Source organism: Microbacterium sp. NPDC057659 (genome assembly GCF_042799915.1).
GTDB lineage: Bacteria > Actinomycetota > Actinomycetes > Actinomycetales > Microbacteriaceae > Microbacterium.
Window position 1 is genome coordinate 207,883 of the sequence record NZ_JBHVHU010000004.1, and the last position, 11,187, is coordinate 219,069.

Sequence of the window (11,187 nt, forward strand, 5' to 3'; positions counted from 1 at the left end):
CGTTCCCGGCCGAGCGGCGGATGCGAAAGCTGATTCCATCTGACGAGGAGCACGACATGAGCACCATCGGCATCGCCCCCACTGCAGTCATCGGCACCCGCCTGCGCATGACGCGGCGCGGACGCCGGGTGCTGAGCGCTCTCGTCGCCACCCCCGTCGCCATCGGCATCGCCTACGCGGGCATCGCCGGCGGTTCCGCGCTCGCGTCGGGCGAGCGCACGGCCCCCGTCGACTTCGAGACGGTCATGGTCATGCCGGGCGACACACTCTGGTCCATCGCGGGCGAGGTGGCTCCCGGCGCTGATCCGCGTGACGTCGTCGACGAGATCAACAGTCTGAACAACCTGCACGGCGGCGTCCTGCAGGTCGGCCAGGAGATCGCGATTCCCGCACGTTACACGGACTGAACCAGGGTGGCACCCGCCATACGATTGACGGGTGACCTCACTCGACGAGCTGCCCCTCCGCGATGATCTGCGCGGACTCACACCGTACGGCGCGCCGCAGGCGCCGCTGCCGGTCGCGCTGAACGTCAACGAGAACACCCATCCGGTTCCGGATGATGTGGCGGCCCAGATCCTCGAGGACGTCGCCGCGGCGCTGCGCGAGGTGAACCGCTATCCGGACCGGGAGTTCACGCGGCTGCGCGAGGGCTTCGCGAACTATCTCGGCCACGGTCTGCGTCCGGATCAGATCTGGGCGGGCAACGGGTCCAACGAGGTGTTGCAGCACATTCTGCAGGCCTTCGCCGGCCCCGGCCGCACGGCCTTCGGGTTCGCTCCGACGTACTCGATGTACCCCCTGCTCGCGCAGGGCACCGGAGCGAGGTGGATCGCCGGCACGCGTGGCGACGACTACCGGATCGACCCGCAGGACGCCGCGGATCAGGTCGCAGCCGCTGACCCGGATGTCGTCTTCCTGTGTGCGCCCAACAACCCCACCGGCACCCCCCTTGGACTCGATGTCGTGGAGGCGGTCTACGAGGTCGCCCGCGGCGTGGTGATCGTGGACGAGGCCTATCACGAGTTCGCCCCCAAGGATGCGCCGTCGGCGCTCACTCTTCTTGATGGGCGTCCGCGGCTGTGCGTGTCGCGCACGATGAGCAAGGCCTTCGCCTTCGCCGGTGCACGCGTCGGCTACCTGGCCGCGGATCCTGCCTTCATCGATGCGCTCCGCCTGGTGCGTCTGCCATATCACCTGAGCGCTCTGACCCAGGCGGCGGCGACTGCGGCCCTGCGCAACGCCGACGTCATGCTGCGCATGGTCGACGACATCGTCGTGCAGCGCGACCGCATCACCGCAGGGCTGACCGAGCTCGGCTACCTCCCGCACGAATCATGGTCGAACTTCGTCCTGTTCGGCGGTGTCGACGACCCGCACACGACCTGGCGCGCCCTGTACGACCGCGGTGTGCTGATCCGCGACATCGGCATCCAGGGACACCTTCGCGTCAGCGCCGGCACCGAGGCCGAGACCACCGCGTTCCTCGATGCCATGGCCTCGATAGGATCGGCAGTATGAGCGACCGCACCGCCAGCCGCACGCGCAGCACATCCGAGTCCACCGTCGAGCTCGAGCTGAACCTCGACGGCACCGGCCGCAGCAGCATCGACACCTCGGTGCCGTTCTTCGACCACCTGCTCACCGCGTTCGCGAAGCACTCGCTCACCGACCTCACCGTCCGCGCCTCGGGCGACACCCACATCGACGCGCACCACACGGTGGAAGACGTCTCGATCGTGCTCGGCGACGCGATCCGCGAGGCGCTCGGCGACAAGGCCGGCATCTCGCGCTACGGCGATGCGCTGGTGCCGCTCGATGAGGCTCTCGCACAGGCCGTGGTCGACATCTCGGGTCGACCGTACCTGGTGCACTCCGGCGAGCCCGAGGGCTTCGAGTTCCACCTCATCGGCGGTCACTTCACCGGGTCGCTGGTACGTCACGCGTTCGAGGCGGTCACCTACCACGCAGGCCTGACCGTGCACGTGCGCGTGCTCGGCGGCCGCGACCCGCACCACATCGCCGAGGCGGAGTTCAAGGCGTTCGCACGGGCGTTCCGCCAGGCCAAGGCGCTCGACCCGCTGATCGTGGGCATCCCGTCGACGAAGGGCGCCCTGTGAGCGAAGCTTCTCGCGTCGTCGTCTACGACTACGGCTCCGGCAACGTGCACTCCGCCGTCAAGGCGCTGGCCGCCGCCGGCGCCGACGTCGAGCTGACCGGTGACCGCACCAAGGCGCTCGAGGCCGATGGACTGTTCGTCCCCGGCGTGGGGGCCTTCGCGGCGGTAGCGACCGCGCTGCGCGGGCACGGCGGCGATGAGATCATCGAGCGGCGTCTGGCCGGCGGCCGCGCCGTGCTGGGTGTCTGCGTCGGCATGCAGGTCATGTTCGAGCGCGGCGTCGAGCGTGGGCACGATGCCGAGGGGCTCGGCGAGTGGCCGGGCACCGTCACCGAACTCGACGCCCCGGTGCTCCCGCACATGGGTTGGAACACCGTCGAGCCGGGGGAGGGGTCGGTCCTGTTCCGCGGCATCGAGCAGGAGCGGTTCTACTTCGTGCACTCCTTCGCCGCCAAGGAGTGGGAGCTCGACGTGCAGGCGCCGTTCCCGCAGCCCGCGGTGACCTACGCCACGTACGGCGAGCGCTTCCTCGCGGCCGTCGAGAACGGGCCCCTGGCCGCGACGCAGTTCCATCCCGAGAAGTCCGGCGATGCCGGCATCCGGCTGCTGCGCAACTGGGTGACCTCGCTCTGAGACCCGCGCGCGGACGCGCGGATCAGAGCCCGCGGGCAACCGCGGCTGCCGCGGTCAGCCATGCGCGCTGGGTGGCGGGAGCGAGCCCGCCGAGGAGGAGAGTTCCGTCGACCATCTCGTGGTCGAACGGGATGCTGACCACGTCGCGGGCGAGTTCCCGGTAACCGGACACCACCTGCTGCACGTCGGCGCCGGTCGCCTTCGGGTCGGCCTGCGAGACGACGACGACGGAGTTCCTCGCGAGTCGTGCGGAGCGCTCGTCGCGCTCTGCGAGAGCCTCGAGCAGCAACGCCCCGGCCTCGGCGTGGTCGTCGCGGGTGGTCGTGGCGACGACCACCTGATCGGCGTGATCGATCATGCGCAGCCACATCGGATCGGACTCGTCGTTGCCCGAGTCGATCAGGATGACGCGGTAGAACTTCGCGGCGACGGCGTGGATCGCGTCGACGTCCGCCGGGTGCAGGCGGTTCTCGTGCGCGAGTCGGATCGGCTTCGAGCGCAGCACGTCGTACTTCTCGCGGGGCTGGTGATGCACGAACTGCGCGAGGTCCGCGGACTGCGCGGAGGCGCCCAGCAGCCGCTCGGTCTCGGGCAGCAGCTCGAGCAGTGTGCGCTCATGGGCGCTGCTCTCGGTGCGCCAACCCAGCGTCCCACGGGTCTGATTGTTGTCCCAGGCGAGCACGCCCGCGCCGCCGTAGCGGGCGAACACGGCGGACAGCAGGGCGGTGGTCGGCGTCTTCCCCGCTCCGCCCTTGCCGTTCACGATCGCGATGGTGCGCGGGCCGGGCCAATGCTGACCGACCACCTGCTGGTCGTCGCGGACGGCCTGTTCCGTCGCACCAGGCGCGAGCTTGAAGCCGATCCTGTTCAGCGCGCCGCGAGTGCCCCTTCGCGCCGGCTCGTCGCGTCGGTCCTGGTGCAGGAACGACTGGCGCTCGCGTCGCTCGCGTCGCAGCGGAGCGGATGCCGCGTCATCGCCGCGCTCGGCGGCGGCGGAGGAACGGCGGAGGTAGCGCGGTCCGCCGGTGGTGGAGGAGACGTCGGGCGCGGACGGCATCGGCGTCAGAGTCGACGCCGAGCGCCCGCGTACGGGTGCGTCCGCACCGCCTTCGAACTGCGGGTCGGACATGCGGTCGCTCCTCGTGATCTCGGGCGTGCACGCCGGATCTCGGGCACACGCGCCCCCGATCGTAGTCGCGTGCGCCTGGGTGAAAGCCGACCACGGGTGTCATGTCATTTGAGACGCCGCGGAGCCCGGGCTACGCTTTTCTCTCGTGCCCGGGCTCGGGCATCCGATCTTCCCGAACAAGGACGACATGAACGACTTCGCACAGGCTCCCTCTCTCATCCTGCTTCCCGCGGTCGACGTCGCCGGTGGAAAGGCCGTGCGCCTCACCCAGGGCGAGGCCGGCACTGAGACCAGCTACGGCGACCCCGTGGACGCTGCGGGCGAGTGGGTCGACCAGGGTGCGCAGTGGATCCATCTCGTCGACCTCGATGCGGCGTTCGGGCGCGGCAGCAACGCCGGCATCCTGCGCAAGGTCATCAAGCAGTTCCGCGGCGTGAGCGTCGAGCTCTCCGGCGGCATCCGTGACGACGCGAGCCTCGAGGCCGCGCTCGAGTCGGGTGCGTCGCGCATCAACCTCGGGACCGCTGCGCTCGAGAACCCGGAGTGGGCGGCCGATGTGATCGCGCGCTACGGCGAGGCCGTGGCTGTCGGACTCGACGTGCGCGGAACGACTCTGGCGGCACGCGGGTGGACGAAGGAGGGCGGCGACCTCTGGGAGGTGCTGGACCGCCTCGAGGATGCCGGCTGCAGCCGCTACGTCGTCACCGACGTCACCAAGGACGGCACGCTGCGCGGTCCGAACCTCGAACTGCTGCGTGAGATGACCCAGCGCACCCCCAAGCCGGTCGTGGCCTCGGGTGGCATCGCCAGCCTCGACGACATCGCCGCACTGCGCGAGCTCGTGCCGCTCGGCGTCGAGGGCGCGATCGTCGGCAAGGCGCTGTACGCGGGCGCGTTCACCCTGGCCGAGGCGCTGGATGTCGCCGGCGACTGACGACGCCTGCGATCACGGCGACGGCAACGCAGCGGATTCCGCCGGCGTCCCCTGGGCCGGTCGCAGCTTCGAGTCGAACCCGCACACCGCGGACGACGGCTCCGCCGATCCGGCACTCCTGGATGCGCTGCTGCGGTTCCGTGCGGGCACCGGCACCCAGGTAGAAGTCGTCGACGCGTTCCGCACCGCGCGGGTACTGGTACCCCTGGTCGCCGAGAAGGGCGACCAGGGGGTGGGACCCACGGGCCTGAAGGTCGACAAGACGCAGGAGCTCTCGATCGTCACGGTCGCCGCCCCCGACGGGCGCCGCGTGCAGCCGGTGTTCTCCTCCGTACAGACGATGTCGCGATGGGATGCCACGGCACGCCCTATCCCCGTCGAGGCCATGCGCGCGGCGCTCTCGGCGTCGAGCGAGGAGACCGACCTGATCGTCCTCGACCCGGCATCCGAGACCGAGTTCGTGTTCCGACGCCCGGCGGTCTGGGCGGTCGCGCAGGATCAGCGCTGGGAGCCGAGCTTCCTCTCGCCGGAGGTGTTCGCCGCGCTGCAGGCCAGCGTGGCGCACGAGCTGGCGGTCATCGATCTGCACGTCACGCCCGGCGACCCGGATGCTCGGATGCGGGGCCCCGAGCTGATCGTCACGCTCGAGCTCGCCGACGGCCTCGACCAGCAGACGCTGGATGCCGTCCTCGCACGGCTCGCGCAGCGCTGGGCGGCCGATGACCGCATCGCGGTGCTCGTCGACTCACTGAGCGTGAAGCTGAGGCGCGCCGTCTGAAACACGGCCGAGTGCCGGGCGGCGCTCACCTAGAGTCGGGGGATGTCTCCGATCATCGCTCTGCATTTCCACCCTGATTGGCCTTTCCAGGGCGTGAGCGTCATCGAGGCCATGGCGGACGCCGGGAGGTACCGATCCCAGTTCGAGACAGGGACCTCCAACGGCGGACTGACGGCTCGCCCGGGAGGGGACCGCTGGCGGTGGGAGAGCCGCCTGTTCGCGGGGCGCTACGACCAGCGGCCGGCGGAGGAGCGTCCGGCCTACGGCGCGCTCGTCCGCGACGACCCGTACGGCCCGGCCACACGGTTCGGATCCGCTCACTTCCGGCTACGCCCTGAGGCGACGGTCCGGACCACGTTCTGCTACCCCGACTCGGTCTTCGAGCCCGACGGCGTGGTCGAGGAGGGCGGCGTGGACCTGCTCGTCGCTCGCATGCAGGCGGATGATCTCGATCTGCTCGACAGGTACGTCGAAGCGCATGTGCACGGCGGCATCCGCTTCTCGGTCGACGTCGAGGCGATCGTGCTCGACCCGTGCTTCCGCGGCACGGCGGTGCAGGCGGCGGCGGAGCGCCTGGGCTGCGCCGTCGAGTTCCACCCGGGGTTCCGGGTGCGCACCGCTGACCTCGACGAGGACTACCGCGGCGCCGAGCCGCTGCGGCTGGCTCGGGAGCTCGGGACGGAGCTCACCCCCGAAGTCATCGGAGCGGCGGCTCGGGCGGGCGAGCACGACCCGCAGACGCTCAAGCGCGTCTGGCATCTGCTCGCCCGCTACGGACGCACCTGAATCGCAGCAGCCGACCCTCGACTCAGCTGACCGGCCCGGTCCACTTCTCGCCCGGTCCCTTGCCCACAGCGTCGGGGACGGGGGAGGCCTCGCGGAAGGCGAGCTGCAGCGAACGGAGTCCATCGCGCAGCGGACGCGCGTGCGCGTCGCTGATCTCGGGGGCGCCGGCGGTGATGAGACCCGCGAGCGCATTGATGAGCTTGCGGGCCTCGTCGAGGTCGAGCTGGCTCTCCGGGTCGTCGGCGAGGCCGAGCTTGACGGCGGCGGCGCTCATCAGATGCACGGAGGTGGTGGTGATGACCTCCACCGCGGGGACGTCCGCGATGTCGCGGGTGGCGGCCGTCGCCGCCTCTTCCTGCTCCGCCCAGCGCTCGTGACGCTCGTCGTCGTGGTGGTGCGGGGGCTGGTCCTGGGCAGGAATCGTCACTTCGGGGTGCCTTCTGGTAGACTTCTGCGGGCTCCGGAGCGTCATGCTCCGGCACGAAAGAGGATTCATTCCCACCCGCGCTTGCCGTTCAAGGCTACCGGGTTCTGCACCCCGCCGGCTCCGCCGGTGGAAAGGGTGTGTAAGCCGGTGCGTCTGATGCATCGGTGGGTGGGGAGACTCCGATTTCGCCCGGAACGTCGCACGACGGACCGGTGGCCGAAACCCCACGTCTAAGGAGTTCCGCATCAGCGATCCCCGCACCAATGACCGCATCCGAGTGCCCGAGGTCCGCCTCGTCGGCCCCGGAGGCGAGCAGATCGGCGTCGTCGCCATCCAGGTGGCGCTGCGTCTCGCGCAGGAGGCAGACCTCGACCTCGTCGAGGTGGCTCCCAACTCGAAGCCCCCCGTGGTCAAGATCATGGACTACGGCAAGTTCAAGTACGAGGCTGCGCAGAAGGCGAAGGAAGCGCGCCGCAACCAGGCGAACACCATCCTCAAGGAGGTGCGGTTCCGCCTGAAGATCGAGGCTCACGACTACACGACCAAGCTCAAGCGCGCCGAGGGCTTCCTCAAGGCGGGCGACAAGGTCAAGGCGATGATCCTGTTCCGCGGTCGCGAGCAGTCGCGCCCCGAGCAGGGCGTGCGTCTGCTCCGCAAGTTCGCCGAGGACGTCGCCGAGTTCGGCACGGTCGAGTCGAACCCGACGATCGACGGTCGCAACATGGTCATGGTCGTGGCCCCCCTGAAGAACAAGTCCGAGGCGAAGGCCGAGCAGAACGCTGTTCGCGACGCGAAGAAGCAGGCTGCTCGCGACGCGCGCACCGGTGCTCCGGCCGACGCCGCTGAGGACGCCACCGCGGAGTGATCCGCCCCTGAACTCCCGCCGCGTATGCAGGCGGGTACCCCACCAGCATCCGCACGGGTGCCACACGAAGGAAGAGAAGATGCCGAAGCAGAAGACCCACTCGGGTGCTAAGAAGCGCTTCAAGATCACCGGCAGCGGCAAGCTGAAGAAGCAGCAGGCCGGTATGCGCCACAACCTCGAGCACAAGTCGAGCCGTCGCACCCGCCGTCTGAACCAGGACCAGGTGCTGTCGAAGGCAGACACCAAGGTCGCGAACAAGCTCCTCGGCCGCTGACGCGCCCGAACGCACGATAGGAACACGAAAATGGCAAGAGTCAAGCGCGCAGTCAACGCGCACAAGAAGCGTCGCGTCATCCTCGAGCGCGCCTCGGGTTACCGTGGCCAGCGTTCGCGCCTCTACCGCAAGGCGAAGGAGCAGGTCACCCACTCGCTCGTCTACGCGTACCGCGACCGCCGCAAGCGCAAGGGCGACTTCCGTCGTCTGTGGATCCAGCGCATCAACGCCGCTGCCCGTCAGAACGGCATCACCTACAACCGCTTCATCCAGGGCCTTGGCCTCGCGGGCGTGCAGGTCGACCGTCGCATGCTCGCCGAGCTCGCCGTGACCGACGCCGCGACCTTCACGTCGCTGGTCGAGACCGCGAAGAAGGCGCTTCCCTCGGACGTCAACGCTCCGAAGGCCGCCGCCTGATCATCCGGCATCCATGAAGGGCGTCTCCCGAACGGGAGGCGCCCTTCTGCGTTCCCGCGCGGTTCCCTAGACTGGGCGTGTGCTGGAGAATCCTCGCTCGCCCCGCGTCCGTGCCGTCGCCAAGCTCACCAAGCGCAGTGCGCGCACCGAGACGGGTCTGTTCCTGCTCGAGGGCCCGCAGGCCGTGCGCGAGGCGCTGACGTATCGCCCGGAGGCGATCGTCGACCTGTTCGTCACCCCCACCAGCTGGGAGAAGCACAACGACCTGCGTGACATGGCGGCGGATTCCGGTGTCGAGGCCGAGTTCGTCACCGAGAGCGTGCTGGCCGCGATGGCCGACACCGTCACCCCTCAGGGCCTGGTCGCCGTCGCGCGGCAGACGCCGACCTCGGTGAAGGACATCTTCGCAGCATCCCCGCGCCTGATCGCGATCTGCGAAGAGGTGCGCGATCCGGGGAACCTCGGCACCATCATCCGTGCCGCGGATGCGGCGGGGGCGGATGCCGTCGTGCTGACGGGCCGCACGGTCGACCCGTACAACCCGAAGGTGGTGCGCTCGACCACCGGTTCACTGTTCCACCTTCCGGTCTCGGTCGGGGGAGACCTCGCCGACGTCGTGCAGCGCGCCCATGCGGCGGGGCTGCAGATCCTCGCCGCCGATGTGAAGGGTGACGACCTGCTCGCCGCTCGCGCCGAGGGCGTGCTGGCCCAGCCCAGCGGATGGCTGTTCGGCAACGAGGCCCGTGGCCTCGACGAGGAGTCCCTGGCATTGGCGGATCGCACTCTCAAGCTGCCGATCTTCGGGCGTGCGGAATCGCTGAACCTGGCGACCGCCGCGAGCGTGTGCCTGTACGAGAGCGCGTTCGCGCAGCGGGCCTGACCCACGGTCACGAAACGATAACGGGCGGTCTCGCGCTCGCGCTGGGTCGGTGCCGACTCATAGTGTTGAGGAATGGCAGAGAGCAAGGGCGCCGACGCCCTGGTCGTGGTCGACCACGTCGAGAAGCACTACGGCGAATTCCATGCGCTGAAGGACATCAATCTCACCGTCTCCCGGGGTGAGGTGGTCGTGGTCATCGGGCCGTCGGGCTCGGGCAAGTCCACACTGTGCCGCACGATCAACCGGCTCGAGACCATCACCAGCGGTGAGATCCGCATCGACGGCGAACTCCTCCCCGCCGAGGGCAAGGCGCTGGCCAAGCTGCGCTCCGACGTGGGTATGGTCTTCCAGTCGTTCAACCTGTTCGCCCACCTCACGATCCTCGAGAACGTCACCCTCGGGCCGATCAAGGTGCGCGGCATGAAGAAGGCCGACGCCGAGAAGGAGGCGATGATCCTGCTGGAGCGGGTGGGCGTCGCGCAGCAGGCATCCAAGCTCCCCGCTCAGCTGTCCGGCGGACAGCAGCAGCGCGTCGCGATCGCGCGTGCGCTGGCGATGCAGCCCAAGGCCATGCTGTTCGACGAGCCGACCAGCGCTCTCGACCCCGAGATGATCAACGAGGTGCTCGACGTCATGGTGCAGCTCGCCCACGAGGGCATGACCATGATCGTCGTCACCCACGAGATGGGCTTCGCCCGCAAGGCCGCAGACCGGGTGGTGTTCATGGCCGACGGACAGATCGTCGAAGAGGCCACGCCCGAGGAGTTCTTCACCAGCCCGAAGAGCGCCCGCGCCAAAGACTTCCTGTCCAAGCTGCTCACCCACTGACCGTCACTGCTTGACCGACCTGATTCCCCACACAGCACTCAAGGAGACGCACATGCGAAGCACGAAGAAGACACTCGCCGCGATCGGCATCGTCGCAGCTGCGATGCTCGCCCTGACGGCGTGCAACAGCGGATCGCCGTCCAACCCCGGCGGCACAGGAGGCAGCGAGGGCGACGCGGGCGGCGACAAGACCCCGTGGACGGTCGCCAAGGATGTGAAGCTCGACGGGAGCCCCACGTTCGAGGCCATGCAGAAGCGCGGCAAGGTGATCGTCGGCGTCAAGGAGGACCAGCCCGGTATGGGCTACCTCGACGTCACCACGCAGGAGCGCAGCGGGTTCGACATCGACACCGCTCGCTGGATCGCCGCCTCGCTGGGCTTCGACCCCTCCGACGACAGCAAGATCGAGTACAAGGCGATCGCCTCGGCGAACCGCGAGCAGGCGCTTGTGAACGGCGACATCGACTACTACGTCGGCACCTACTCGATCACCGACAAGCGCAAGGAGCAGGTCGACTTCGCCGGCCCCTACTTCATCACCGGCCAGGGCCTGCTCGTCGCCGCCGACAACGACACGATCAAGAGCGAGAAGGATCTGAACAAGGACACGACGGTGTGCTCGGCGACGGGCTCGACGCCGATCCAGAACATCCGCGACAACTTCCCGGGCGTTCCCACCAAGGAGTTCGATCTCTACTCGGCCTGTGTCGAGGCTCTGCTGAACGGCACCGTGCAGGCGGTCACCACCGACCAGGCGATCCTGATCGGCTACGCCGCTCAGGACCCCGACAAGCTGAAGGTCGTCGGCGAGCCGTTCACCGTCGAGAAGTACGGCGTGGGCCTCGCGAAGGGTGACGACGTGCTGCGCAAGCACATCAACGACCTCTTCACCGACGGCAACGACGTCTGGCAGCAGATCTTCGACAACAACCTCGGTTCGACCGGCATCAAGGTCGAGCAGCCCGAAGTCGACGCGTACTGATCATCCGGTCGGGGGGGGGGGCCCCCCCCCCCCCCCCCCCCCCCCCCCCGCGGGGCGCGGGGGGGGGGGCGCGCGGGGAAACAGAAGGTTGGGCCCCCGGCCGGCGGGCCGCCGGCAGGCGCGTAATAGCAGGGG

The 11,187-nt window shown here is 69.1% G+C and carries 15 protein-coding genes; 13 read left to right on the forward strand and 2 right to left on the reverse strand.

Translation table 11 applies throughout. From position 1 onward, the window contains the following. Window positions 1–56: 56 nt before the first annotated feature. Genes ACFVAE_RS17450 through hisH form a run of 4 tightly spaced genes read left to right on the forward strand, consistent with a single transcriptional unit; the run spans window position 57 to window position 2,752 of the window. Window positions 57–407 (forward strand): LysM peptidoglycan-binding domain-containing protein, encoded by a 351-nt coding sequence (locus ACFVAE_RS17450; RefSeq protein ID WP_378894963.1) that lies wholly within the window; start codon window positions 57–59, stop codon window positions 405–407. 31 nt (window positions 408–438) lie between these two features. Further along, entirely contained in the window at window positions 439–1,521 is a 1,083-nt protein-coding gene (locus tag ACFVAE_RS17455; protein WP_378894966.1) for a histidinol-phosphate transaminase, read from the forward strand. Further along, window positions 1,518–2,120 (forward strand): imidazoleglycerol-phosphate dehydratase HisB, encoded by a 603-nt coding sequence (hisB, locus tag ACFVAE_RS17460; protein ID WP_378894969.1) that lies wholly within the window; start codon window positions 1,518–1,520, stop codon window positions 2,118–2,120. Before ACFVAE_RS17455 ends, hisB begins: the two co-directional genes overlap by 4 nt. Then, complete coding sequence (hisH, locus tag ACFVAE_RS17465; protein WP_378894971.1) at window positions 2,117–2,752, forward strand: imidazole glycerol phosphate synthase subunit HisH; 636 nt, start codon at window positions 2,117–2,119, stop codon at window positions 2,750–2,752. Before hisB ends, hisH begins: the two co-directional genes overlap by 4 nt. A gap of 22 nt (window positions 2,753–2,774) precedes the next feature. Here hisH and ACFVAE_RS17470 read toward each other — a convergent pair whose 3' ends face one another. Next, window positions 2,775–3,881 (reverse strand): AAA family ATPase, encoded by a 1,107-nt coding sequence (locus tag ACFVAE_RS17470; RefSeq protein WP_378894973.1) that lies wholly within the window; start codon window positions 3,879–3,881, stop codon window positions 2,775–2,777. 187 nt (window positions 3,882–4,068) lie between these two features. Here ACFVAE_RS17470 and priA point away from each other — a divergent pair, with 187 nt between their 5' ends. The 3 genes from priA to ACFVAE_RS17485 are packed head-to-tail and all read left to right on the forward strand — an operon-like array spanning window position 4,069 to window position 6,379. Then, window positions 4,069–4,815: a bifunctional 1-(5-phosphoribosyl)-5-((5-phosphoribosylamino)methylideneamino)imidazole-4-carboxamide isomerase/phosphoribosylanthranilate isomerase PriA gene (gene priA / locus ACFVAE_RS17475; protein WP_378895053.1), complete on the forward strand. Its 747-nt coding sequence runs from the start codon at window positions 4,069–4,071 to the stop codon at window positions 4,813–4,815. Beyond that, complete coding sequence (locus tag ACFVAE_RS17480; protein WP_378894976.1) at window positions 4,799–5,593, forward strand: SseB family protein; 795 nt, start codon at window positions 4,799–4,801, stop codon at window positions 5,591–5,593. The genes priA and ACFVAE_RS17480 overlap by 17 nt, the downstream gene beginning before the upstream one ends. A 42-nt stretch (window positions 5,594–5,635) precedes the next feature. Continuing rightward, entirely contained in the window at window positions 5,636–6,379 is a 744-nt protein-coding gene (locus ACFVAE_RS17485) for a DUF3626 domain-containing protein (RefSeq protein WP_378894979.1), read from the forward strand. Between the two features lie 22 nt (window positions 6,380–6,401). Here the strand turns inward: ACFVAE_RS17485 and ACFVAE_RS17490 are convergent, their stop codons facing one another. Beyond that, window positions 6,402–6,800: a DUF1844 domain-containing protein gene (locus ACFVAE_RS17490; protein ID WP_378895055.1), complete on the reverse strand. Its 399-nt coding sequence runs from the start codon at window positions 6,798–6,800 to the stop codon at window positions 6,402–6,404. Between the two features lie 283 nt (window positions 6,801–7,083). On the opposite strand from ACFVAE_RS17490, the gene infC reads away from it, so the two are divergent. The 6 genes from infC to ACFVAE_RS17520 all read left to right on the forward strand — a co-directional run bounded on the left by infC (window position 7,084) and on the right by ACFVAE_RS17520 (window position 11,052). Then, the gene (gene infC, locus ACFVAE_RS17495; protein WP_378894982.1) at window positions 7,084–7,671 is read left to right on the forward strand and encodes a translation initiation factor IF-3; all 588 of its coding nucleotides are present in this window, start codon (window positions 7,084–7,086) and stop codon (window positions 7,669–7,671) included. A 79-nt stretch (window positions 7,672–7,750) separates the two neighbouring features. Further along, the gene (gene rpmI / locus ACFVAE_RS17500) at window positions 7,751–7,945 is read left to right on the forward strand and encodes a 50S ribosomal protein L35 (RefSeq protein WP_116243323.1); all 195 of its coding nucleotides are present in this window, start codon (window positions 7,751–7,753) and stop codon (window positions 7,943–7,945) included. A 30-nt stretch (window positions 7,946–7,975) separates the two neighbouring features. Continuing rightward, on the forward strand, window positions 7,976–8,362 hold the full coding sequence (gene rplT, locus ACFVAE_RS17505) for a 50S ribosomal protein L20 (RefSeq protein ID WP_378857518.1): 387 nt from the start codon (window positions 7,976–7,978) through the stop codon (window positions 8,360–8,362). 79 nt (window positions 8,363–8,441) lie between these two features. Further along, window positions 8,442–9,242: a TrmH family RNA methyltransferase gene (locus ACFVAE_RS17510; protein WP_378894985.1), complete on the forward strand. Its 801-nt coding sequence runs from the start codon at window positions 8,442–8,444 to the stop codon at window positions 9,240–9,242. A 72-nt stretch (window positions 9,243–9,314) separates the two neighbouring features. Next, window positions 9,315–10,070, forward strand: a complete 756-nt coding sequence (locus tag ACFVAE_RS17515) for an amino acid ABC transporter ATP-binding protein (RefSeq protein WP_378894988.1) — start codon at window positions 9,315–9,317, stop codon at window positions 10,068–10,070. 52 nt (window positions 10,071–10,122) lie between these two features. Then, a complete protein-coding gene (locus ACFVAE_RS17520; protein ID WP_378894991.1) occupies window positions 10,123–11,052 on the forward strand; it encodes a glutamate ABC transporter substrate-binding protein in 930 nt (309 codons plus the stop codon). Window positions 11,053–11,187: the final 135 nt, after the last annotated feature.